The 22,728-nt window shown below is 53.0% G+C and carries 20 protein-coding genes; 10 read left to right on the top strand and 10 right to left on the bottom strand.

All coding sequences use genetic code 11. From position 1 onward, the window contains the following. Positions 1–104: 104 nt before the first annotated feature. Positions 105–947, top strand: coding sequence for a dioxygenase family protein (locus tag A6X21_RS19125; RefSeq protein ID WP_068851334.1), 843 nt, complete (start codon positions 105–107; stop codon positions 945–947). A 91-nt stretch (positions 948–1,038) separates the two neighbouring features. Here A6X21_RS19125 and A6X21_RS19120 read toward each other — a convergent pair whose 3' ends face one another. Next, positions 1,039–2,316: a DUF6263 family protein gene (locus A6X21_RS19120; RefSeq protein ID WP_131818446.1), complete on the bottom strand. Its 1,278-nt coding sequence runs from the start codon at positions 2,314–2,316 to the stop codon at positions 1,039–1,041. Between the two features lie 272 nt (positions 2,317–2,588). Here A6X21_RS19120 and A6X21_RS19115 point away from each other — a divergent pair, with 272 nt between their 5' ends. After that, entirely contained in the window at positions 2,589–3,581 is a 993-nt protein-coding gene (locus A6X21_RS19115) for a vWA domain-containing protein (RefSeq protein WP_165603869.1), read from the top strand. 42 nt (positions 3,582–3,623) lie between these two features. On the opposite strand, the gene A6X21_RS19110 is transcribed toward A6X21_RS19115, so the two are convergent. From A6X21_RS19110 to A6X21_RS19095, 4 genes are all read right to left on the bottom strand, one after another. Then, positions 3,624–4,262 carry a carboxymuconolactone decarboxylase family protein gene (locus A6X21_RS19110; protein WP_165603868.1) on the bottom strand — a complete coding sequence of 213 codons (639 nt, stop codon included), beginning with the start codon at positions 4,260–4,262 and terminating at the stop codon, positions 3,624–3,626. Positions 4,263–4,449: 187 nt separating this feature from the next. After that, complete coding sequence (locus A6X21_RS19105; protein ID WP_068851322.1) at positions 4,450–4,992, bottom strand: peroxiredoxin; 543 nt, start codon at positions 4,990–4,992, stop codon at positions 4,450–4,452. A 338-nt stretch (positions 4,993–5,330) separates the two neighbouring features. Then, the gene (locus tag A6X21_RS19100) at positions 5,331–6,611 is read right to left on the bottom strand and encodes a hypothetical protein (RefSeq protein ID WP_068851319.1); all 1,281 of its coding nucleotides are present in this window, start codon (positions 6,609–6,611) and stop codon (positions 5,331–5,333) included. Positions 6,612–6,895: 284 nt separating this feature from the next. Continuing rightward, complete coding sequence (locus A6X21_RS19095) at positions 6,896–7,903, bottom strand: cytochrome-c peroxidase (RefSeq protein WP_240490330.1); 1,008 nt, start codon at positions 7,901–7,903, stop codon at positions 6,896–6,898. A gap of 424 nt (positions 7,904–8,327) precedes the next feature. On the opposite strand from A6X21_RS19095, the gene A6X21_RS19085 reads away from it, so the two are divergent. Further along, positions 8,328–8,774, top strand: a complete 447-nt coding sequence (locus tag A6X21_RS19085; protein ID WP_165603867.1) for a chemotaxis protein CheX — start codon at positions 8,328–8,330, stop codon at positions 8,772–8,774. 15 nt (positions 8,775–8,789) lie between these two features. On the opposite strand, the gene A6X21_RS19080 is transcribed toward A6X21_RS19085, so the two are convergent. Both A6X21_RS19080 and A6X21_RS19075 read right to left on the bottom strand, forming a co-directional pair. Beyond that, positions 8,790–10,058 (bottom strand): PP2C family protein-serine/threonine phosphatase, encoded by a 1,269-nt coding sequence (locus A6X21_RS19080; RefSeq protein WP_068851310.1) that lies wholly within the window; start codon positions 10,056–10,058, stop codon positions 8,790–8,792. Between the two features lie 238 nt (positions 10,059–10,296). Next, complete coding sequence (locus tag A6X21_RS19075) at positions 10,297–11,091, bottom strand: gamma-glutamyl-gamma-aminobutyrate hydrolase family protein (protein ID WP_068851307.1); 795 nt, start codon at positions 11,089–11,091, stop codon at positions 10,297–10,299. 438 nt (positions 11,092–11,529) lie between these two features. Here A6X21_RS19075 and tsaE point away from each other — a divergent pair, with 438 nt between their 5' ends. Then, complete coding sequence (gene tsaE, locus A6X21_RS19070; protein ID WP_068852220.1) at positions 11,530–12,015, top strand: tRNA (adenosine(37)-N6)-threonylcarbamoyltransferase complex ATPase subunit type 1 TsaE; 486 nt, start codon at positions 11,530–11,532, stop codon at positions 12,013–12,015. A gap of 80 nt (positions 12,016–12,095) precedes the next feature. Here the strand turns inward: tsaE and A6X21_RS19065 are convergent, their stop codons facing one another. After that, the gene (locus tag A6X21_RS19065; protein WP_131818445.1) at positions 12,096–12,593 is read right to left on the bottom strand and encodes a hypothetical protein; all 498 of its coding nucleotides are present in this window, start codon (positions 12,591–12,593) and stop codon (positions 12,096–12,098) included. A 187-nt stretch (positions 12,594–12,780) separates the two neighbouring features. Then, positions 12,781–13,401, bottom strand: a complete 621-nt coding sequence (locus tag A6X21_RS23850) for a peptide chain release factor family protein (protein WP_165603866.1) — start codon at positions 13,399–13,401, stop codon at positions 12,781–12,783. A gap of 334 nt (positions 13,402–13,735) precedes the next feature. Here A6X21_RS23850 and A6X21_RS19050 point away from each other — a divergent pair, with 334 nt between their 5' ends. Continuing rightward, positions 13,736–15,394, top strand: coding sequence for a DUF58 domain-containing protein (locus A6X21_RS19050; protein WP_131818444.1), 1,659 nt, complete (start codon positions 13,736–13,738; stop codon positions 15,392–15,394). An 84-nt stretch (positions 15,395–15,478) separates the two neighbouring features. On the opposite strand, the gene A6X21_RS19045 is transcribed toward A6X21_RS19050, so the two are convergent. Further along, the gene (locus A6X21_RS19045) at positions 15,479–15,970 is read right to left on the bottom strand and encodes a DinB family protein (RefSeq protein WP_068851295.1); all 492 of its coding nucleotides are present in this window, start codon (positions 15,968–15,970) and stop codon (positions 15,479–15,481) included. 360 nt (positions 15,971–16,330) lie between these two features. Between A6X21_RS19045 and A6X21_RS19040 the strand changes: the two genes are divergently transcribed. The 5 genes from A6X21_RS19040 to A6X21_RS19020 all read left to right on the top strand — a co-directional run bounded on the left by A6X21_RS19040 (position 16,331) and on the right by A6X21_RS19020 (position 22,384). Beyond that, positions 16,331–16,921, top strand: a complete 591-nt coding sequence (locus A6X21_RS19040; protein WP_240490329.1) for a VOC family protein — start codon at positions 16,331–16,333, stop codon at positions 16,919–16,921. Between the two features lie 54 nt (positions 16,922–16,975). After that, complete coding sequence (locus A6X21_RS19035; protein ID WP_068851292.1) at positions 16,976–18,553, top strand: serine/threonine protein kinase; 1,578 nt, start codon at positions 16,976–16,978, stop codon at positions 18,551–18,553. 145 nt (positions 18,554–18,698) lie between these two features. After that, entirely contained in the window at positions 18,699–19,235 is a 537-nt protein-coding gene (locus A6X21_RS19030) for a hypothetical protein (protein ID WP_240490328.1), read from the top strand. 285 nt (positions 19,236–19,520) lie between these two features. Then, the gene (locus A6X21_RS19025) at positions 19,521–20,417 is read left to right on the top strand and encodes a DUF58 domain-containing protein (RefSeq protein WP_068851289.1); all 897 of its coding nucleotides are present in this window, start codon (positions 19,521–19,523) and stop codon (positions 20,415–20,417) included. Beyond that, the gene (locus A6X21_RS19020) at positions 20,414–22,384 is read left to right on the top strand and encodes a vWA domain-containing protein (RefSeq protein WP_068851286.1); all 1,971 of its coding nucleotides are present in this window, start codon (positions 20,414–20,416) and stop codon (positions 22,382–22,384) included. The genes A6X21_RS19025 and A6X21_RS19020 overlap by 4 nt, the downstream gene beginning before the upstream one ends. Positions 22,385–22,728: the final 344 nt, after the last annotated feature.

Below are 22,728 nucleotides of genomic sequence, written 5' to 3'. Positions count from 1 at the left end.
TGAATTCGTCCTGAATTTTGGCGACTTCTGGTGAGATGAGTGTTCAATGAGAGTATTGAACACGGGCATTCCTTACGTCGTTATCTGGCCATGGAGAGAACAGCATGAGCTATCTTGTGAGTCGTCGGTCATTCTTAAGGGCCGCCGGTTTCGCTGCGGCAATCAATGTTTCTGGTGTCTTCGCAGAAGAGTTAATGCGAACACCGGCACTGACAGAGGGGCCGTATTATCCGGATCATTTACCACTGGATACCGATAACGATCTGCTGGTGGTGAATAACCAGATCACTCCGGCCGTGGGCGAGATTACTCATCTATCGGGGAAGCTCTTGAGTTCCACGGGTGAGCCCATCCGCAATGCATTCATTGAGATCTGGCAGGTCGATGGTAATGGGGCTTATCTGCATACCGGAGACAGCCGACATGCCAATTTTGACAAGAATTTTCAGGGATATGGTCGCTTTCTGACAGCGAGTGACGGGAGCTATTACTTCCGCACGTTGAAGCCCGTTCCTTATCCGGGGCGGACACCGCACATTCACTTTGGAGTCAGCCTGGGTGGTAAGCGGGTCCTCACAACTCAACTCCTGATTAAGGGACACCCGCAGAATGAGCGAGATGGTGTCTTTCGTGGGGTGAAGTCTGAAGCGGAGCGAAATCTGTTACTGGCAGATTTCCAGAAGATCCCCAATTCGCCGATTGGTGAACTCGCTGCAAAGTTTGACATGGTTCTGGGCCGGACACCTGAAGACGATCATCATGTCCATGGGATCGCCAAGTCCGAGATGGCAAGTGGCGGTGGCCGTGGGCCGGGCGGCCCGCGCGGCGGTCGTCCGCCCGGTGGGCCGGGCGGTGCCGGTGGGCCAGGTGGCGCTGGTGGGCCGGGTGGTGCTGGCGGGCGGCCACCAAGGCCCAATGTGCCACCTTCGGGTTCGACCGAAGAGTAATTGATCGACATCATGAACGTTGCGGCACTTTGAGCATGATGACCGCTTGAAGTGTCGCAAAGTCTTTGCGATTCCTGAGATCATCAGGAGATCAACGGTCGCGTGGCCAGCCAGAAGAGTTCGACATGGGAGGCTGGACCGCATTGGCCCCACCGGCTGGAGCAGTCGTTGTCGATTGAGCATGACCTGTCTGCAGGATTGAATTCATTCCCAGGGATGGGCTGCTCGACATGGGATTCGCCAACTGAGATTGAGCCTGCAGGGAGGACTGATCCGGGAAGGACTGAATGCTGGTGATGGTTTCCTTCACCTGCTGCATTTCCCGCCCATCGGCCGTCTGGACGAGCATATCCAGCACACTTGTCAGCCGGGAACTGGTAGGCAGACCCGTCGCGCGATCGACCCGGCAATCGCCCGCCTGTCGTCCACCCCGCACAGAAACTTTGATCCCCTGTGGGCCATATTGAGCTGATGAAGGGGCATAAGCCCCCACAACATCAATGACAACTTCCCGAGGGCCCAGGTCTTTGACGAGGCACCGAGTTTCCAATGTCAGTGGAATCGGACCGTCAGTTCGTTTGGGTGGCAACACCCAGGTCGAACCGACAGTCACTTCCTGCGCGCCGCGGGCCGGCAGGAGTCCGATCGAGTTATCAATAAAGTTGGCAACACCTTCATCGTGAGGCAGCACAGCCAGTTGACCAATCACATGCGCTTTGCGTTCAGCAGGAACATGTGCCACACAACGTTGCACAAATTCTTCGAAACCCAGAACTTCTGCGACCCGGCGGTCAGGCCCCAACCAGAAGCCAAAACCATTGCCAGGGAGACCGGCGTAAGCCACCGCCTCCTGGGGGATCGACGCTGCGTTCTCAGCGGAGTTGTAACTGATCGACTTTCCACCAAGATTTTGCTGAAATTGAACCCGGTGATACTGCACAGAGAAACGCGTTCGATCGGCCTGTATCTCATCCACTTGCAGGACAAGTTGCAGTTCCAGTCGGCTCGTTCCCACCACCTGCGAAGGTGTTCCCTGTGAAACACGTTGATCGACAGTTTTTAACAGTGGAAAGCGATCACCGACTTTGACACGTAAGTCGAGCTTTTCGGAGGCTAACGCCGGTGCAGCAGGTGCCTGCCCAATTCCATTCGATAAGTCTGCACTGGTCTGACGGCCAGAAGACATTCCCATATCTTTAGCGACTTCTGAAGAATCGCCAAAATCGAGTTCCAGGTCGGATGTCTCGGTGCTTGCTGAAGAGTCACAGCCAGCCATGAAGAGGACGATTGTGAGAAAACAGCCATACCAACCCCAATTCTGACAAAGGCTGGCGCTGAGGATACGGAATTCAGGAGATGTCATTCCCATGTTCTGCCGACATCCTGTCTGAGATGGAATAGACTTAAACTGTTCTGCGGAAACGCGTTGCTGCAATAAAGCGTGGTGCGGAAATTCCTTGAGATCCTCTGGCAGAAATGACCGCATCCAGAGATTATCAGCGAAATGGCGATTTAAGGAAGAGTAGCTTGAACAACCGGGAGTTGGCGGAAGCAGAATCTTATGGAAAACCCGGGCCCGACAGAGCAGGATGTAAGAGTTGGCCCCATTCGATCTGGCAAGAAAGTTGCCGGGAGACTGCCATGGTTAAACGCCTCATGTCGTCCACTTCCTTTCGAGGAATGATCGTTTCGGCCTCTTTGCATGCGGCTCTGCTGGTGCTGCTCAGCCTCATAGTCTTTAAGGCGAAAGAGCTGCCCGATCATCCACTGCTGACCACTTCCTGGGCTGATCAGGAATCACGTCAGGAGCCGCTGTCTGCAGTCGTTTCTGTGATTGAACCAGATGCACTTGATCCTCTGACAAAAGACCAGACCCGCATGGATCAGGGAGGATCTGCCGAAGTTCTATTGGCCGAAGATCGCTTGAGTATGGTCGATGACCACATCCTTGAAGCCAACCCATCGATGCTGCTGGAATTGCAACCTGCGGTACCTGGCGCCGTCGCAAAACCTGCGAGGAATACCAAAGCCAGTGGCAAAAATCGGACAGGGGGAAGTGGAAATGGAAAGGGTGTCGGGAAAGGCAATGGCCGTGGGGCAGCCGGTCAGGGAATCTTTACCCGGAGTTCAGCCGCTCGAAAGGTTGTTTATGTTGTGGATTGCTCGTTGAGCATGAATGCACCTCACCCGCCGACCTATTATCGCACGGGGGTCCCTGCGACCAGATTTCAGCGTGTGCAGTTGGAACTGGTGCAGGCTGTCGAGACTTTGCCTGAAGAGACCGAGTTTTCCATTGTCTTCTTCAGTGACCGAGCCTTTGCCATGCCGGGAGAGGCCATGGTGGTGGCCTCTCAGGAAAACAAAGTCAAAGTGCTGAAGTGGGTTGCGTCATCCATGACAATGTCCGGTGGTACCGATCCACGCGAAGCTCTTTCCGTCGCCTTGAAAATGGAACCACAAGTCATCTATCTGCTCAGTGACGGTTCTTTCCATCCGGTCATTCAACAGGATTTGTTGAAACTCCAGCAGGATCGAATTCAGATACACACAATCGCCCTGGGAGAATCGGCTGCAGAGACCGTTTTGAAGCAGATTTCGGATCGCAATCGAGGCGAGTTTTCGTTTGTCCCTTAATGGCACAGGCGGGCTGTTCTCGAGTGGCTTCTATGCTGCCGATCAAAGTGCTTTCGCAAACTGGCAACCAGCGTAGACGGTGGCAGCACATTGAATCGCTTCGAGAATGGCCTCATCGGCGAGACCCAGTTGACGGGCTTTGGCCACATGTCCTTCAGTGCAGGGTTTGCAGCCGTTGACATCACTGACAGTGATGTTGATCAACTCGACTTCCGCATCTGTCAGGCTCGTACCGGCAAAAGTATGGGCTCGGAGTCCCACGGGCATGCCACTGAAAAGATCACTGCCACTCAAATCACGAAACTTGAAAAAGACATTGTACATCGCGCAGGTGGCCTGCACTGCGAGAGCATCTGCGACGAACTGAGATTGGGCCGATTCACTCCCTTCAACCAGTGTTCGCAGGCGCCGGGCAAAGAATTCCGTCATGGACTTCACGCCGGCTGTATGGCTGACAGCCAGCCCAATCAAGGCTTTGTCTTTCAGGCTGAGTTTGCCCTGGGTATAGCAGAACTTCTTGAAGTTCATGTAGTAGTCATTGACGAACGACGGCACGATGGCCATGTGATGAAAGAACTCCGGGATAGAATCTGTCCCGAAAACTTCTTCCAGCCGGGATAATGTCTGCTTGGCTTTGTCATCGATTTCTGCCGGTGTCCGCGCAGGCCAGTAAGGATGCATCATGACTCCTGTTCAAATAGATTGGGGAAGAAACGCTCGATATGAGATCGTGGGAGCGATGTCGAGCAAAGAAAACAGCCACTGGAAACGCTCGAAGGCCGAGCGTTCCAGGGCTGAAACTATGCAGTGCGAAGAAACTTCCTGCCGGTTGAATAAGACCAGTGATTCAGCGCCAGCAGTCAGGAAACTAGTTGAGTGTGGACTCGCCTTTTTTCCAGTTGCAGGGACAGAGCTTGTCTGTCTGGAGAGCGTCGAGAACTCGCAGAACTTCTTCGACGCTGCGTCCCACGGAGAGATCGTGAACGGCAAGCCAGCGGACGGTACCGGTGGGATCGATCAGGAAGATCCCGCGATAGGCAATGCCCTGCTCTTCATCGAGGACGCCATAGGCCGTTGAAAGCGTGTGAGCCGTATCGGCGAGCATCAGATGCTTGAGGCTTGCCAGGTCTTTATGGCTATCGCACCAGCCTTTGTGAGAGAACACACTGTCTGTGCTGGCTGTGAGGAGCACGCAATCGCGATCAGTGAAGTCGCCCACGGCTTTGTCGAAAGCGACAATTTCGGTCGGGCAGACGAATGTGAAATCGAGTGGATAGAAGTAGAGGCAAACCCACTTCCCGCGAAGATCTGCCAGGCTCACTTTTGTGAACTGGGCATCGGTATTGTCTTTCGTGCGGTCATAGGCTTGAACCGAGAAGTCGGGAGCGGGCTTACCAACGCGAGCAGTCATTATCAATTCCACCTTGTAAGAACACGGAATCATTCAAAACCAACAGAGAGCGGACTCAAATCGGCTGAATGGTTGATCATTTGGCGAATCAGACACCGGAAGTCGCCGGGCTGACTGTGCTAAGTATAGCCTGCCGGTGATGACAGACAAACCCTGCAGAGACAATGCCTGCAATAGGTTTTCCCTATGCGTATCGCCCGCCAGGATGTGATCATGGGGGCGCTTCGTCAACAAATTCACCCTGGAAATTTCAGCATTTCCAGGGTGATTCGTGTGATTTTCCGGCCAGTGGCGATGCTTTTCAAAATCCACTGGCTGCCATCAATTCGCTCTCAGAATCAGAAACCTGCCGGGATCTTCAGCAGGCCACCCTTGGGCTTATCGCCAGTATCCTTACCGAGACCGAAGACAGTCACGTAGGCATTGCCATCCTTATCGAATGCCAGGGCAGTGGGTCGATCGAGTGAAAGGACCTTTTTGGGCTTGATCTCTTCGCCTTCGATCACGAGTTCAAAAAGCCCCCCCTGTGTCGGATCCGGCCATGCGAAATCAACAGCATAGAGCTTGCCATTGGGGGCGTAAGCCAAACCAGTAATGTCGTGCAAGCCGGTCTTATAATTCTTGAGCAGTTTGCCATCTTCTGGGTTATAGAACGTCACCAGTGAATCGCCGGCAACGTTAACTTCGCCACCTTGACCGATGACAAGTTGTTTTCCATCAGGTGTGACAGTCGCTGCAATCGGGGCATCAACGTTGACTGCTTCTTTGGTGGCCAGCCATGGTTCGAGGTTACCTGGCTTGCCGTCGGTGATGACAGAACGGGCAACCCAGCCTTTGGCATCGTTGCCATTGGCCGTGACGTAAAAGGTGTTTCCAATCACCGCAACGCCGTAAAAATTGCCTTCACCTTTGGGGCTGGCATCTCCAGGGGCAATGGGGCCAACGGTGAATTCCGCATCGGTTTCCTTGCGGGGCGGGCCGGGAGTCTTGTCTTCGATCTTGTAGATACGAACAAGCTCTTCACCATCAGGACGGCTGCCATCTGCCACAATCAGTTTGTCAGTCCCCAGCAAAGCGACACCCAGTGGCCCGATATCGTATTTGGGGCCTTTGCCGTAGACATCTGTCGGGAAGCCTTCAACTTCGAGGAAGATCTTGTGTGGTTTCCCTTGCACCAGTCGAAAGACACCCTGCTTGGAGACGATGAAAACGTGGCCATTTCCGCCATGAATGGCGACGCCCGTCGGATTATCGAGGTGCTCGACCAGTTCTACGGTCTTGGGTGCTGCCGGAGCATCGGTTGGCTTAGTTTCCGCTGGCTTAGTTTCCGCTGGCTTTGTTTCCGCTGGTTTGGTTTCTTCGGGCTTGGCTGATTCAGGCTTGGCCTGTTCCGGCTTAACATCGACCTTGGGGGTATCAGGCTTGGCTTCCTCGACTTTGGGTGCTTCAACCTTGGGAGCCTCGACCTGTGGTGCTTCAGCTTTAGGAGCTTCGACCTTCGGGGCTTCTGCAGGTGCAGGAGTTTCCTGAGCACTGATTGAGGTCATTGAGATTGCTGAAACCAGCAATGCTGAAGCCAAACTTCGTGCCGATGGGAGTTCATTCATCCAGAAACGCATCCCTCGTTCCTCTCATCTAAATAAGGTCTGGTTCGTCCTGTTGTGGCATTCCATTTCGAAGATATTCAACTGGCGGTCATCATGCGAAGAGATTCTTCCTATTGAGCCGCCTGCTGCTTCGTTCCAACAACTCGAACAGAGCCGGACGTTGTCTGGCGACTGATCGAATTGTCTCTTTCCGACTAACGATGCTAACTCGATATGGTGGCGAAAGCAAAGCGGTTAGGTTCGTAAGAAGTGACCGATGTATCGAGCCTGTTGAGGTTGTCTGGCTTGTCGGGCAGTTATTGGGGGAGTTCGGGCTTGGTGATAATAGGAAGATCCGGGCTGGATAATCCTTCCCGCATGAAGATGACGAGAGCTGCTTTTTCTGCATCCGTCAACTTGAGCGGGAAGATTTCTTCATCGAGGTAATCGTTTGGCGTCCCCCCTTTATTGTAATGCTCGACCACTTCTTCGAGTGTTTTGAGACTGCCATCATGCATATAGGGAGCAGTACGGGCGACCTCTCTGACCGTGGGAGTTTTGAAGGCCCCCCGATCGGCCTCCAGTTTGGAGATGGCAGCTCGACCAGCATCCTGGCTGCCAATACCAATATTATGGAAGGCATTATCAGTCAGGTTGGCACCACTGTGGCAGGCACTGCAATTGGCTTTTCCAAAGAAGAGGGCACGGCCCAGTTCGAGCGTCGGGTTCCAGTTCGTGGTATCGCCAGCCACAAAACGATCATAAGGCGAGTTTTTCGAAACAATGGTTCTTTCAAAAGCGGCGATCGCCTTCGCCATGTTTTCCGCAGTGACGTCTGTCCCAAAGACTTTTTGAAACTGAGCACGATACCCTGGCACTTCATTCAGACGTTTGACGAGTTCGTCGAGTGTCATCCCCATTTCAATCGGGTTCTGCATGGGCCCCAGGGCTTGCTCTTCAAGAGTCTTGGAGCGTCCATCCCAGAACTGAAATTTGTGGTACGCGCTGTTAATGATTGAAGGAGAATTCCGATTACCACGCTGGCCGCCAATCCCTTGAGAATTGGGTTCTCCATCGCTGTACCCCTTTTCCGGATTGTGGCAACTGGCGCAAGAGACTTCCTGTGTCTTTGAAAGTCGGGGGTCAAAAAAGAGCTGTCGACCCAGTTCGACTTTTTCTGGCGTCGAGGGATTGTCGGCTGGTGAAGTGACTTGAGGGAGTGGCCAGGGGCCATTGTTCGCGACTGCCAAATGAGTCGATGGACCATGAATGGAAAGCCCACTGACCAGAATCAGTGTCAAAACCCCTAAACTACGCTGCTGCATCACCACTCAACCTCCCTTCAAAATAGTAGTTCTACCATATCGTCTTAACGCACTCCCCATCAATTGAGTGCCTCCATTGTGAGAAACACTTTATTGGTTCTCAAAGGCAATTGAATAGTTTGCCATTGGTTTCGTTGAAACTCGACGTAGGTGAAACACCTGAAAATTCCACGAATCGTGAGTACCGCTGCAACCAGAAACAGCCTGACGAATTTGGTCATGTAGGTTTTGAACAGGCTGGTGAAGAATTGAACTTCGACTGAGTGGCGATCCTTCCAACTTCTACTCAGTCGTGTGTCCATATCCATACCCGCTGCAAATGGGACAATCTCTGGCCTGTCAATCTGGCAAATTCTGGGGAATTCGCGTGGACGTTCGCTTTGTTAATCCCATCATACGCGCTGCCACATCATTGTTTACTCAGATGCTCAGATCACCTCTGGATCTGGGAAAGCCGGGATTGGCACCCCGTAGACCCTATAGTGGGGTAACCGGTGTCATCGAGATTCGTGGCGGTATCGTCGGGACGATTGCTTTGAATCTCAGTAATCATCTTGCGATTGCTGCCGCCAGCACAATGCGCGAAGAAAAGATTCGCGAAGTCAACACAGAGGTCATCGATGCCATCGGCGAAATGGTCAACATTATCGCCGGGCAGGCTAAGTCAGAACTGGCTGCTCATCAACTATCACTGGGGCTGCCGACAGTTCTCAAAGATCGACTGCACATGGTTCGATTCAGTGGTTCACCCGTTGTGCGAGTCCCGCTGTATTCGAAGTGGGGGCCCTTGACCATCGATTTCTCCATGATTTTGCAACCCAATCGCGGTCAAACCGTGCCTGCAAAGGTGACTGTACCGGTCATTCGCTGAGACGAACATCAACCGTTACAAGCACAGCTCAATCATTGAAAAGTCATCCACAAAATCTGGCGACCCCTGGAAGGTCTGTAACGCTTCTCGAATCGCTGGTACTCGCTGGCTGGATCGGTGGGCGTTTTTCTCGATGGTTTGGATCAATCCATGAATTCCCAGACTATCACCCGCTGGTGAATCCAGTTCAAAGGCGCCATCGCTGTAGACATAAAGTCTGGCCCCTTGCTGAACTCGCACCCGTTCTGCCTGATAAGGCACATCGGCTGCAGCGCCAATCATGATCTGATTGGAAACGAGCTTTGTGCACGGCCCACCGGGACGTTGCCATAACAGGGCTGGTGGATGACCTGCGGCACCATACTCCAGTTCTCGTCGTCCTGTATGAAACACGCCGTACCACAAAGTGAGAAACTTTCCGTTGTGTTCTTCCATAGGGAATGCTGAATTCATGGCGCACAGCACCGATTCGACATCGGTAAAGCAGATCCCGGGCAAGGCCTGCCGGCGGAGTGCATTCAGGGCAGAAACGGAAAGGAGTGATGCTCCGACTCCATGCCCGCTGACATCGAGCAGGTAAATCGCCAGTTCTTCCTCACTGATCCAGTGATAGCCGAAGAGATCCCCACCCAGTTCCGAGCAGGCCACCAACTCATGGCTGGTGGAAATCGTTTTCATGAGCGGAGTTGGCAAAAGCGAGTGAATGTAATCTGCTGCATCACGCAATTCATTCTGCAGCAAAGCCTGAGCCTGCAAGAGCTGGGCACGGACTTCAAGGAGCTTTTTCTGAGCCGAAATCAAATCGAGCATTTGAAACTGCTGCTCGACCAGATGGGCCAGTTCTCTGAGTGGCGCATCATCAAATGGCTTCTCGCGGGGAACCGTATCCGCCATGCAAAGTGTCCCCACCGGTTGGCCGGTTGGACCTGAGAGGCGAAGACCGGCATAGAACCTCAAATGAGGAGCTTCCAGTACCATCGGGTTATCGGCAAAGCGGCTATCTTGCGTCAGATCAGGAACCACCAGTGGTTCTTGCTGAGCAATGGCATGGCCACAAAATGAAATCGAGCGAGGTGTTTCCAGAATTTCGAGGCCAACCCGAGCCTTGAACCATTGTCGTTCACGATCAACCAGCGAAATGTAGGCGATGGGAACTTTGTAGATGGCCCTTAATGCACGGATGATTGAGTCGTAGCGGTCTTCGGGTGGAGTGTCCAGCAGTTCCAGAGCATACAACTCCTGGATCCGCTGTTCTTCGTTGGGCAAATTGGGGGCCGAAAGCATACTGAGAACCTTAACGACATCGTGGTCGAACAGGTTCTCAGCATGGTTATTCAGTCATCCGCGAACAAGTCTGGCGTGATGAATATGAGAGGGATGCCAATGTGTGGCGCAACGTCGGGGCGAACATCCGTGCTCGACCCGCGCTGCATCTTCAGCACCTGACCTGAATGGAAGTCCGTCCCCATTGCAGAGCAGGCGATCTCCTCAAAGAAAGTTCCGCTCGAATGACAATATCTTCTCAGGCAGCCACCTTCTGGCGACCTGTCATCGGAATCACAGCTGGCATGTTGCCCATGCGGCAAGCACCCACGAATTCCTGGAACAGCTGCATGTCGAGAGCACTGGCAGTGTCATCTTCCGGATGCCACTGAACACCAATGCAGAACCAGTCCGGGTCGGTCGATTCATAAGCTTCAATCACACCGTCTGGTGAGCAGGCTGAGGCACGGAAGGCCTGAGCTAACTGATTGACAGCCATGTGATGATCGCTGTTGACGCGGATTTCACCAGGGCCGTAAACATCCCAGACACGGGTCCCTTCGGTAATTTCAATAATATGGCGATTGCATTTTTCGACGGAATCACGGTGGTGCAGAGCACGGGGAACTTCTTCCGGAACGTGTTGGAAGATCGAGCCACCCAGAACGATATTCAGCGTCTGCATGCCCGAGCCGATCGCCAGAATTGGCAGCTTCATTTCCACAGCCATTTTGCAGAGCAGGCGATCAAAATCTTCCCGGCGCTGTGGCATCGGGCGTGTATGGGGGTGTGGCTCCAAACCCAGACGAACAGGGTCAAGATCGTGCCCACAACCCGCAAGGACCACGCCATCCACCGAATCGAGAATCTGCTTCAGATCGTCCGTATCTTCCAGCGGAGGGGTCAGAATCGGCAAAGCACCGGCGGCGGTGACTGAGTCGTAATAGCCGGTATTAAACCAGCTCAGTGCCGGGCCGTCTTTCTTCTTGGGGCGAAAATCCCCATTGAGCAGAACAACGGGCTTGGAAATAGGTTCAGCAACTTTGCGACTCATGGCACTTCCTTGTGCTAAGGTTGAACTTCAACCTGAAAAATGCTGGCACTCCCCCCTTAGGAATACCCAGCACGGGGTACGAATCCATTCGATGCAATCAACAGACTACCAATCAGCAGATCAAACCCTGTTGCCATTCATGGCGAAGACAAACTTGCAGGCAGTACACGGATGTCGATTTGATAATGAAGACCGGCTCAAACACGTTGGCCAAGATTTGAACATTGGCCGAGTGGCAAGAATTGCCGTTGACTGCAATACAAATAATTACAGTTTCGGAAGACTGCAACGATTTCAACGATTTTGCGGCCTTTGCTGGATAGGCATACTACATCTTGTGTCTTGCAATCTCGTTCGAGAAGTTGCAGAAAGCACTCTGAGAATCGCATGACGCACCATATTCTTCTGATTGAAAATTCTCCCCCAGGTGATCGATTAATGCCTTCAAAACAACTTAACATGTTTCTTGCCAACGCGTTAGAAACCTTAAAGGCCGGTCGTTTTCTCGGAATGAGTTGCCAGGAGCCCATGATCGTATTGCTCTCGGGGCAGCTCGGGGCGGGAAAAACAACCCTCACGCGCGGAATCGTGGAGGGATTGGGCGGAACGATTGACGATGTTTCCAGCCCCACTTTCACGCTGATCCATGAGTATCAGGCTCGTCGCAGTGTCTATCACCTGGATACCTACCGACTAAAAACCTCAGCCGAGTTCTTTGAACTGGGTGTCGATGAACTGCTGGAATCTGAGGCTATCGTGCTGATTGAATGGCCTGAACTCGTCAGTGAGTACCTGCCAGCGGATCGACTGGAAATCAAGATTGTTCATCAACCCGAAAATACGCGGGAGTTAACAGCCCAGGCGACGGGAGATGCCTCTAGCCGAGTTCTCGAAAGTTGGCGGGAACTCTTGAGAGCCACATAGATCCTGTGAAGCCATCAGACCGCATGGACCAGCGTGATTTATGGGCAATTCTCACGGGTGGTGTTGCTGGAGTTGGATCGCTATTCAGTGACCGCCGGATGCCAATAGATGTCGACAGGTTTGAGGCCCGCTTCTGCCAGCGCTGCACTGAGTCTGGCCTCATTACTCGTTCGAGATGAGGCTTTGCGATAAATCTTGACTCGCGGGCCTTCGTTCGAGGGTGTGGTCAATAACGCCTGTTGAATCACCTGATCGAGCGGTATGACAGCCGGTTCGATGGCATAAGTCTGGCTGTTGCGGAAGTGATATCCCGCATCGTCGATGATGATATCCAGCACTTGAGGTGCTGCCTGGGTTTCTGGCCGGGATTCCGTGGATGAGGTCAACGTGGTGGAGGCATTGGTTTTGGATAATGTCTGATCGACGTCTTCGTCACTGACTTTGGTCTGTTGTGTCGAGACCTGCACACCTGGAAACTTGGAATCTCCCAGCCCGAAACCTTTAAGCCAGCCGCTGATCCAGAGGCCAAACAGAATGCCGCCAGTCGCCACAACGCCGAGTGTGCGTCCCATTTTCATGTCAGGGTCTCCGGGTTCATGACGTGGGCTCGTCGGCCGTGGAAAAGAGTGATCTGCCGCTTGCGATTCGAAGCAGCGAGAACGACTGGTCAGCATTTAAAAACAGGGTCCAAAGGCAATACGTTTGATTAATTTAACTGGAAAGTGGACTTTCTGTCAGCCCGGAATTTGAAGGTTCGCCAAATGCCTATTTCCACTTCTCCAACCGTCGCCTGGCTCTCTGCTGATTAAGGAGCACAAAGGCCGGCGGAAACTTCTTCAACAACTTGATGAGCTGACTGGTTGAGCAATCGAGTTGCAGAGCTGCCCGATGAGGTTCCCAGGCATGTTCGGCGAGGACATCCAGAGCTTCGGAGAGCAGTATGGGGAAATCAAAATGTTCGTCAGAAACGACAATTTTCTGCTCTCGAACGCGTGACTTCCAGAGTGCAGAAGGGGCCTCAATCGCAGACTGTTGACTGCGGATTTCCAATGCCAGTTGCAGCCTGAGACGTTTGAGGGCTTTCGACTGGTTCTCTGCCTGACTGCGACGTTCGGTGGCCTGTGCTTCGACTCCTGTGGGACTATGCTTGAGAAAAACTCCCGTTTCGACTTTGTTGCGATGCTGACCACCAGGGCCAGAAGTCTTCTGGCGACGCGCTTTGCACTCGCTCAGGAGTTGCTCATGGCTCAGTAATACGGGGTGTTTCCATCCTTGAATCTGCGAACCCTGAAGTGGAATTTGTGGCTGAATCTCAACAGGTTCAAAGTTCTCGAAGGGCTTCAAACTCTCTGTTGTTTCTGATTCTGTTGTTTCTGATGAAGTCATGTTCATTTTGATGGGTGGATGGTTTCCAAAATCATCTCGAGTCATGATGTTGCCGGTGGATCGATGAGTTTCGGGGCGAACCCTGGGGGAAAAATTTCGTTCCAAGGGTGGATAATTTCTGGAGAAGCGATTGGCGGCTGAGGATCGCTGTGGGCAAGAGACGCAACTTTGAATCAAAAGTTCATGCTTTTGAGGATAGCAAGACCATGAAAAGTTGAGTCTACTATCAAAGGGAAATCCCAATACGGCCCAACTGGCTGCAAAAACTGAGATTTTTTTCGTATTCAGAACACAATCATCGATTATAGACATCTCTCAACAGGAAGTAATTCCCTTGACGCTGACATCGGCATCGTCGAATTCTCCCACGGTGGAGACAGAGACTGGTGGCTCACCTGCATCGTCTGGGAGCGCGGCAGCCTCTGAGAAAATGCTTTCAATGACGCAGTCGGCAGCCGGGAGCGCTACCAATTCCCAGACCAGCCAGGCGCAAGCAGCCTCTGCCAGAAACGTGAGTTTTCGCAATCAGGCTCCCGGACGACTGGCTTTGCCAGTCAGTGCCTTGATTGCCCTGGCTGTCGCGGGCCTGCTACTGCTGGGCTATTTTGTGGCCTCGCCAATCACGGCCCGCTGGTCTTCGTTAACACGCATGACGTTTTTTGTGGCGATCGGCGTATTGATCCTGTTCAGTCTACAGACCTTTGTGGAAGAGTGGATTCGCAAACAATCGGCCAGCATGCGGAAAATGCCTGTGTTTCAACGAAACCGGGTACATATCCCCAAGGAAGGGCTGATGTATCTGGGAATCATGATTGTGCTGCTGGTGGGCTCGATGCTGGGCCAGTCGAACATGATGATGCTCGTTTTTGCGGTGATGGCTGGTCCCTTTGTACTCAATGGCTGGGCGGCCTTTACCGCTCTGCAAGGCTCAAAGGTGTCGCGCACCTTACCCAAACGAGCCATGTGTGGTGAGCAGTTCAGTGTCGAAGTAAGTTTTCGGAATGATCGGCCACTGTTATCTGCCTGGATGATGCTGGTGCGGGATCAGGCACGTCCAGCCAAAGCGCGACACTCACAGATTGCCGCTGTCGCCAGTGTCCTCTTTACACGCGTGGGGCCCCAATCGATTCAATTAGCCCATTATCGGATTCGACTGGGGCATCGCGGCCGGTACATCTTCGGGCCACTGAGTGTCTCCAGTCGCTATCCACTGGGATTGATTGAACGCGGGCTGGTGGTGAATGCTCATGAAGAAATGCTGGTCTATCCCATCATTGGCAGATTGCATCCCCGCTGGAAACGTGAACTGGTCGGTGCCTCTGAACTTGTGACGTCCAGCCAGTCGAGGGGCGGGATTTACAATGATGATTTTCATCATCTGCGAGAATACCGCAGTGGCGATAACCCCAAAGCGATTCACTGGCGGAGTTCTGCCCGCCGGAATGAACTGATTGTCCGCGAGTTTCATCAGAATCGCGAACATCATCTTTCAGTCGTGGTCGATCTGCATCGGTCGGCTCATCCGACTCCTGAGGAAGACCTGCAGGCTGAATTGATCCTGAGCTTTGTGGCGACACTTTGCGCCGAGCATTCGCAGACGTGCCGGGAATCGACAGTGCGTCTGGCCATCAGTGGTGAGTCGGCGACGGTGTACGAAGCGGCGGCTTCACCTGCCAATCTTGAATTCCTGCTCGATCAGTTGGCGTTGGCCGAACCTGGCGCAGCGACCACGACCACGTCGATGCTGGCAGAAGCCCAGAGAATTCTCAGTGCTAACACCAGGCTCGTGCTCGTCACGTCGAGATTACATGGAAAAACCACGGAAAACGATCTCAGTCATGCCCAGACGGGGCGAGCTCAGGTGATTCATATTGATCCATCAACCTATGCCGATTACGTCGTGCTGGATCAGGATTTTGCTCCCCGGGGAACTTCAATCCTGGCTGAAAACGACGCGGAAGAAGCAGAACTTCTGCCAGACGATGATCTGTAGTTTCGGCCGTTAAACACTCTTTTGCCCGGAACACTCTCTAATCCGGAACGATCTTGTCCGGAAGCTGGTCGCCCACTGCCAATACTAGCCAATACTGACGGCAGGCAGACCACGGAAGCGTCGCCAGGCACTCAACTGGCCCAGGTGAATGGCTTCGTGAGTCGTAAGCAGGTGTGCCATAAGATCTCCGGTCGAGGGGTAGTTTTTCACCAGAAATTCCACCGGATTTGGCTGTGCGGCCCACGCTTCGTTCACGCTGGGTAACAAGGTGGTGATGGCGACGTGTCCGGCATGCACCGCTTCGAAAAGTTCTTCCAGACTGGCAGTAATATTCTGTTCGTTGCCAGGGATCGAGCCTGGACCAAAGGCTTTGTGCCAGGCGGGGGGACATTTCAGCTCTTCCCCCAAAAGTTGCCGGGCATAGTCTGTGGAAATCGCCAGATGACCAGCAATCCAGAAAGGGGTATTCAGTCCGGGCATGGGCTGAACTTTAGCTTCCTGAGTACTGATTCCACTCAGGAGTGATTGCAGATACTTTTGATTGACGCCATACAGGACAAGGTCGCGTGCAAACATGAGGATCTCTGTCAGTGAAAGAGTTTGAGTGGTGTCGCCAAGAGCTGCTGATTCGTGGTTTTAAATCCTGGTTCGGCATGATGGCCAGCGTAGCGATTCTTCAGGCTAATGCGAATTGTGGAATCGTTCCTTGTCGCTTTTGGATCTTTTCCTGTTGAGATCATTTCAGGTGGAGACTTTTACCGTCTGAGATTTTTCGAGGCTGGCAGGTAACAAATTCTTGAACTTGCCTGCTGAATTGCAATTGTCGATTTGATTCGACCCTTCCAAACAGGCACAATCCGTAACAACCAGCGATCAACGGCAGGATGTGGTTTGCCGGAATCAACACTTTGACGACTGAACATCGAGGAGATCCGAATGGCTTGGAAGATGCAGCACCTGGGTATGGCACGCGGCGCATTGTGTTCGCTGTTCGGGGCCATGTTGCTTTCGGGGATTTCCATTGCGGTGGCGGCACTGCAGGAAGAAAAGTCGCCAGAAACTGGCTTCAGTTCGGAAACGATTGATGTGGGTCTGTGTGTGAGCAATATGCAGGCGTCGATCGATTTTTATACTAAGGCCATCGGCTTTCAGGAGTTGCCTGGATTTTCAGTCCCCGCCGACTATGCCCGGGAGGTTGGCTTGTCTGATGGTCAGGTGCTGGATGTCAAAGTGTTGACTCTCGGAACGGGGCCAACTGCCACCAGATTGAAACTGATTCAGTTTCCCAAAGCTCCGGGAGCACGGTCCGATCAATCGTATATTCAGTCCACCTACGGCATTCGTTATCTGACAATTCACGTTAAAGATGTGAACGCCTCGCTCGAAAAGTTAAAGCAGCACAAAGTCAAGCCGATCGCCAGTTCGCCCAAGCTGCTTCCAGCCGGTTTTCCAGAGGGTGTGGGGCTTTGTAACTTGCGCGATCCCGATGGAAATCTCGTCGAACTGGTGGGGCCATATCGCCCGTAAATCATTCCGTATGTGAAAAACTGGTTTCTGGCACTGGCGAGAGAAGAGTGATTCATGGCTGGCCGCATGATCGGACCATTTGAACTGGGAGATCGACTCGGTGTCGGTGGTATGGGGATTGTCTACCGTGCCACTTACACCAAGACTGGTGCTCCCGTGGCGATCAAGATTCTTTCACCAGATCTCAGCCAGGCAGAATCTTTACAGAAGCGATTTGAACGCGAAGTCGCCATTCTGAAGAAGCTGCAGCATCCGCATATTGTGCGTTATTATGGTGGCGGGAAGCTGGGGACACAGCGCTTTTATGCGATGGAACTGGTCACCGGTGGTTCCATCGAGGGCTACCTGAAAGAACACGGCCAGCTTCCGTGGAAAGAAGTGCTCGACCTGGCACTTCAGATTGCCCAGGCGCTGGAGCATTCTCACGCTGCGGGTGTCATTCATCGGGATTTGAAGCCAGCCAACCTGCTAAGGGCCAAAGACGGCACACTCAAGCTGACAGATTTCGGGATTGCGCGTGACACCACAGCGACAGCACTGACGGCTGCTGGCCGAACAGTGGGCACATATTCGTATATGTCCCCCGAGCAGATTCGCGGCAAGCCGCCAGTCGATCGTCGCACGGATCTGTATGCACTCGGCTGTGTGATGTTCGAAATGATCACGGGAGAGACGCCCTTTCGCGGAGACAACGCGGGCGAGATGCTGATTATGCATCTGCAGGAAGATCCTCCGCGCCCGTCATCGCTCAACCCGGAATGTCCACAGGTTGTCGAAGATCTGATTCTCAAACTGTTGGCCAAAGATCCCGAGGATCGATTTTTCGATGCGCTCGCAGTGCAGGTCGCGATTGAACAGATTCAGGAACAACTCACAAAGCCGGTCGAACCGATCTCGCCAGAGGCAGCCAAAACGGCTGAGGCCAACGTTCCCAAAAAGAAAAAACGAAAAAAATCGGCCAAAGTCCCCTTTTATGAACGGGCGTGGTTCCTGGCGTCAATTCTGGTGACGATCCTGTTTCTGGCCACAATTCCCTTCTGGCCGATGTCGGAAGATCAATTGTTTGCCAGGGCGGAAGCACTCATGAAGAGTGAAGAGCCCACCGATTGGGGAGATGCTTACGACAAATATCTGAAGCCACTCCAGCAGAAGTTTCCTCAAGGCAAACATGCCGATCAGGTTCAGCAATATGTCGATCAGGTCGAAATGCATCAGGCCGAGCGCAGGGCCCGGGCCACTGCGAAAACAGGGCGAGATCCGAATTCTGAAGCCGAGCGATTATTCCTGGAAGCTGACCGATACGAAAAGTTTGGCGACCGTATTTCGGCTCTGGAAAAGTATGAAAGCATGGTCGTGCTGCTGAAAGATCGAGAGCAGGATCGAGCCTTTGTCATGCTGGCCAAAAAGCGAATTCAGGAGATCGAAGCCGCCGGTGGCGACCCGGTCGATCGAGTGCAGATGGTTGATCAATCACTGGCACGAGCTGATGAACTGGTTCAGCAGGGGAAAACGATTGAAGCTCGCACCATCTGGAACAGCATCATGACACTCTATGCGGGAAATCAGGAATTGGAAGTCCAGGTGCGGCAGGCCAGACAAAGACTTTCTGAGAAACGCAGTTCATCGGAATGAACGACAATGATCATTGAATGATCACTCCCGCACAGCCAGTCGATCAGTCCCGCTTTGACCCGATGTGGCACTCACGATAAAATCTGCGAGAAATCAGGCGTTTTCATCATCCGACAACAACTCGGGCCACCACACGGGAGTTCGCATGCAGAAGTATGCCCATCTCGCGGACGACTTCTACGCGAATTTGAATCTTCACACCGAAATGCCTCTTCCCGGAAGCCGGGAAACGATTCTGGGGTTTTTCGAGAGGCTGCAGAAAACTTACCCTTCGATGAGAAATTTTCATTCGCGCGAGGGAAAGGATTACATCCTCGAATCGGATAAAGATCAGGAGCAACAACGGTGGGTTTCGATGGAAACTAAACGCATCTCGAGTGGGCTGATCAATCCGCTGGATCTGGATGAAGCAGCAGCCCAGCATGAACTGGTGCTGCAACTCGCCCCGTATATGCTTTCGGTTTCGCCACTGGATTGTGAAGCACTCGATTACATGCTGGGGTTCGATTTCGCCTATCGAGGCAACCACGATGCCTTGCTGGCAGAAGTTCTTTCACCCGGCCCGGCAATCGAAAATCTGCTGGCCTTGCCCGGGGCCCAACCCTTGAGCTATCAGCCGGGAATTGTCATGGCCCTCGATGATACATGTCGTCGACATGCGCGATTGAGTGTCGAAACTTGAACCAATCCTTACCAGGTTCGTAAAGGCGAGTTTGGTGAAGACCAGATCAGTGTCTATTTTTGTGTGCGGCAATATGGCAGTCTGGATGCATCATCAAGCTACGATACGACGTTTCGCCAGTTGAGATCGATCTGTGAAGAACTGGTCGATCGATGTGTGGTTGAACAAATCCTTAAGCCCATTCAACAGGCGATTGATGCACGCTAGACTCTTGCGGAAGACTCACCAGAGATGACAAACAGAGACGACATACAGAGACCAGGATTCTCGTATTGAGAGTACCCCATGGCGAACGCCAGACAATTGACTTCACTGGTCTCGAACAGCGCACTTTCTCGAGCAGAGAATCTGCGACTGGCGCCACGATTCCGCAAAACCAACCGCATGCGAGGTGAACATCTGGCAGGTCGCGGAGGTTCGAGTACCGAGTTTGAAGACTTTCGAGATTACAGCCCTGGTGATGACATCCGGTACGTCGACTGGAATATCTTTGCCCGCCTGCATCGCCCTTATTTGAAGCTGTATCGCCACGAAGAAGAAATGCATGTCGTCATCCTGCTGGATGCTTCCAGTTCAATGAAGTTTGGCGAAAAGTTTGATCGAGCCAGGCAGGCTGCCGCACTTCTGGCGATGATGGGGCTCATGAATATGGAGCCAGTCTCGATCTACGCATTGGGCAGCCGGAATGAAGCCACGCATCAGATTCGACGACTACGCGGGAAAAGTTCTTTCCGCAAACTTTTTGAGTTTCTCGAAAACCTGCCAGTGGGTGGCGATGCCGAAATCGACTTTACCATCGACGCTGCACTCAGGCAGCACACGGGTCGAGGGGTGGTCATCTGCCTGTCAGATTTCCTGACCTTTGGCCGAATTGATCAGGCCATCAGCCGGTTGTTTGGAGCGGGGCTGGAACCGTGGGCTATCCAGATTTTATCCAGCGACGAGCATAACCCTGAGTTGGAACAGGATGTGCGTTTTGTCGACTCCGAAACGGGAGAAACTCTGGATGTGACAGCCGGGGGAGATCTCCTCCGAATCTATGAGGAATACCGCCTGTCACTCGAAAGGGAACTGGAGCAAGTCTGTCGGCAACGTGGCGGGCGCTCATTGTCATTCAATACACGGCAAAGCGTGGATAACATCGTCTTCGATACACTCCTTCGTAAAGGCTGGGTGCGATGAGTTGGCCTGGCTTTGCATCACTCTCGGCTGCCTGGTATCTGCTGCTCCTGGCACCGCTGATCCTGTTCTACTTTCTCAAGCTGCGCCGACCGAGAGTCGAGATCCCTTCGTTGGCTCTATGGCAACAGGTGGTTCGCGATTCCCGCGTCAACTCTCCCTTTCAAAGGTTTCAAAGAAACCTCCTGCTGCTGGCACAGATTCTGTTGCTGTTGGCTTTGATTCTGGCAGCCATGCAGCCCTTCTGGCCGGCTCGTTCGCAAACCGCACGGTATCTCCCTGTGATTATTGATATTTCAGCCAGTATGGAAGGCGTTGAGAAAGCGGGCGGCCAGACCAGACTGCAACTGGCCAAACAGGAAGTAACCAAACTGATCGATGGTCTCATGGCGGATCAGAAAATTAGCCTGATTGCGGCCTCTGACTCGGCCCGTCGATTGACGGATTTCACGAATGATCAACGCGTCCTCAAAGCAGCACTTGATCAGCTCACGATTTCTGAATCGACAAGTCAGTTGGAAGATGCCTTCCGCATGTCGATCGCTCTGGCTCGCACTGTGCCTGTCGAGACAGTTGTCCTTTTCAGTGATGGAAATGTGCCTCCTGAATTTGACCTCGAGCTGCCTTTTCGAGTGAGTTTTCAGAAAATCCCGGCGGCAACCGCTAACGTGGGGATCACAGAATTCAATGCCAGAAAATCACGCGGGAACTGGGAAGTCTTTGCCCGTGTCGAGGCTTCATCAAAGTTTGCGGGGCTCACTCAAGTTGAATTCTTCGAGAATGGAGAACTCCTGAGCAGTGAGTCGATTTCATTAGCTGGCGGATCTGCGGAGCGACTGATTTTTCGCACTTCGTCGCCAGAGAGTACTGAGGTTGCTTTGCGCCTTGTTCCGGATGGTGTGGATGCAGTTGGCAGCGATAATGAAGCTTTTCTCGTAACTCCGCAGGTCAGGCCACTGAGCGTCTATTGCCCTCCCGATCTGACGACGTTTCGCCATGCCCTGGCTGCGATGAAAGACGTGGTTGTTTTTCCCGCGGAAGGGGCTGCGACACCATCCTCAGTTGATCTCGTGATTTCCAATCAAGTGGCTGATGCCGAACGTGATGCGTGCGTCATTTTGACCGTAGGATTAGTTCCCGCCGAGCTGGAATCATTCATCTCGACAGAAGAAGTTGCCTCCGGTTCGGGATTGGCGGAGGTCACAGACTGGTTGAGAACAGATCCTCTCCTGAGGCATGTACAACTTTTGGATGTGCAGATTGGCGGGGCACCGCAATTGAAGGAAGGTCAGTCAGACCGCACCATTGAAGCGGCAGGTTTTCAGGTGGTGGCGACATCAACAGGAGGCCCGCTGATTGTCTCAAGACCCTCGGGGGCACAGCAGCGCTATCATATTCTGTTTCCGATTGAACGTTCGACGCTCCCCTTCCGCGTCGGGTTTCCCATCCTGGTGGCCAATGCCGTCGATCTGGCTCAGAGTCTGGCGGGATTGAATGAAACCAAAGCACTCCGAACGGGCGTCTTCCCTCCGTTGACACTTCAGCCGGAAACACGCTATCGCATTGTGGGGCCGCTCGAACCGGAGTGGAAACTGGCTGCAGGGAGTACGTTACGATTAAGCCCGATGGCTGCCAATGGTCGCAAACGCACCGCCGCGCGAACCACAGAATTGACGACCGACGCCAACGGACAACTGGCAGGTGTGGCAGCACCGGCTGTTGGTGTCTACCAGATTTTTGATGGGGGAACTCTCGTGAAGCAGATCGGCGTAGCGCTTCAGAGTGTGCAGGAGTCATCACTGTTTGTGCAGCAGGATTTGCGATTCTCAGAAGCCAAAGTTTCTGCAGCCGATGAGAAACTTGCTGTGGAAACACCACTCTGGCGCTGGTTCGCCTGGGCAGCGCTGCTGTTTCTACTCTGGGAATGGTGGCTGTTCCAGAAACCAGCCCTCCCTCTCAAACGTGCTTAGTTTGATCAAAACCTCCCCTGTTTGTGCCATGCTTGCGGCTCTGAGCAAGCATGTTTTCCCATGCCTCACACCCTGTAAATAACCACGCCCTTCCGCTGTCTTTTGATTTTAAGCACCGTCAGGGTCGTGCGAAAAGATATGGCAAGAGGCACGCATGGCGAGGCTTTTTGTTGATGTGGAACTGCACGACAACCCGGCCACAAGTTGGACGGGCTACCCATTAAGAATTTCCGGAAAACAGCTTCTCTCGCGTGAATGACGGTTGGCCGATGTTGACAAAATCTGGAACTTTCCCGCATGCGGCCTGTATGAAAGCGACCTTGTTCAACATTCTGCCAGTTCTG

This window comes from Planctopirus hydrillae, from assembly GCF_001707835.1.
Lineage (GTDB): Bacteria > Planctomycetota > Planctomycetia > Planctomycetales > Planctomycetaceae > Planctopirus > Planctopirus hydrillae.
This window is presented reverse-complemented; position numbering and strand designations above follow the sequence as displayed.

Excerpts from the sequence above, each read along its gene's own strand:
- A6X21_RS19065 (WP_131818445.1), bottom strand. The coding sequence starts at position 12,593 with ATGAAAATGGGACGCACACTCGGCGTTGTGGCGACTGGCGGCATTCTG.
- A6X21_RS19045 (WP_068851295.1), bottom strand. The coding sequence starts at position 15,970 with ATGTTTGCACGCGACCTTGTCCTGTATGGCGTCAATCAAAAGTATCTG.
- A6X21_RS19105 (WP_068851322.1), bottom strand. The coding sequence starts at position 4,992 with ATGACTGCTCGCGTTGGTAAGCCCGCTCCCGACTTCTCGGTTCAAGCC.
- A6X21_RS19125 (WP_068851334.1), top strand. The coding sequence starts at position 105 with ATGAGCTATCTTGTGAGTCGTCGGTCATTCTTAAGGGCCGCCGGTTTC.
- tsaE (WP_068852220.1), top strand. The coding sequence starts at position 11,530 with ATGCCTTCAAAACAACTTAACATGTTTCTTGCCAACGCGTTAGAAACC.
- A6X21_RS19080 (WP_068851310.1), bottom strand. The coding sequence starts at position 10,058 with ATGCTTTCGGCCCCCAATTTGCCCAACGAAGAACAGCGGATCCAGGAG.
- A6X21_RS19035 (WP_068851292.1), top strand. The coding sequence starts at position 16,976 with ATGGCTGGCCGCATGATCGGACCATTTGAACTGGGAGATCGACTCGGT.
- A6X21_RS19110 (WP_165603868.1), bottom strand. The coding sequence starts at position 4,262 with ATGCATCCTTACTGGCCTGCGCGGACACCGGCAGAAATCGATGACAAA.
- A6X21_RS19095 (WP_240490330.1), bottom strand. The coding sequence starts at position 7,903 with ATGCAGCAGCGTAGTTTAGGGGTTTTGACACTGATTCTGGTCAGTGGG.
- A6X21_RS19025 (WP_068851289.1), top strand. The coding sequence starts at position 19,521 with ATGGCGAACGCCAGACAATTGACTTCACTGGTCTCGAACAGCGCACTT.
- A6X21_RS19100 (WP_068851319.1), bottom strand. The coding sequence starts at position 6,611 with ATGCGTTTCTGGATGAATGAACTCCCATCGGCACGAAGTTTGGCTTCA.
- A6X21_RS19020 (WP_068851286.1), top strand. The coding sequence starts at position 20,414 with ATGAGTTGGCCTGGCTTTGCATCACTCTCGGCTGCCTGGTATCTGCTG.
- A6X21_RS19120 (WP_131818446.1), bottom strand. The coding sequence starts at position 2,316 with ATGGGAATGACATCTCCTGAATTCCGTATCCTCAGCGCCAGCCTTTGT.
- A6X21_RS19085 (WP_165603867.1), top strand. The coding sequence starts at position 8,328 with ATGCTCAGATCACCTCTGGATCTGGGAAAGCCGGGATTGGCACCCCGT.
- A6X21_RS19075 (WP_068851307.1), bottom strand. The coding sequence starts at position 11,091 with ATGAGTCGCAAAGTTGCTGAACCTATTTCCAAGCCCGTTGTTCTGCTC.
- A6X21_RS19030 (WP_240490328.1), top strand. The coding sequence starts at position 18,699 with ATGCAGAAGTATGCCCATCTCGCGGACGACTTCTACGCGAATTTGAAT.
- A6X21_RS19040 (WP_240490329.1), top strand. The coding sequence starts at position 16,331 with ATGGCTTGGAAGATGCAGCACCTGGGTATGGCACGCGGCGCATTGTGT.
- A6X21_RS19115 (WP_165603869.1), top strand. The coding sequence starts at position 2,589 with ATGGTTAAACGCCTCATGTCGTCCACTTCCTTTCGAGGAATGATCGTT.
- A6X21_RS23850 (WP_165603866.1), bottom strand. The coding sequence starts at position 13,401 with ATGACTTCATCAGAAACAACAGAATCAGAAACAACAGAGAGTTTGAAG.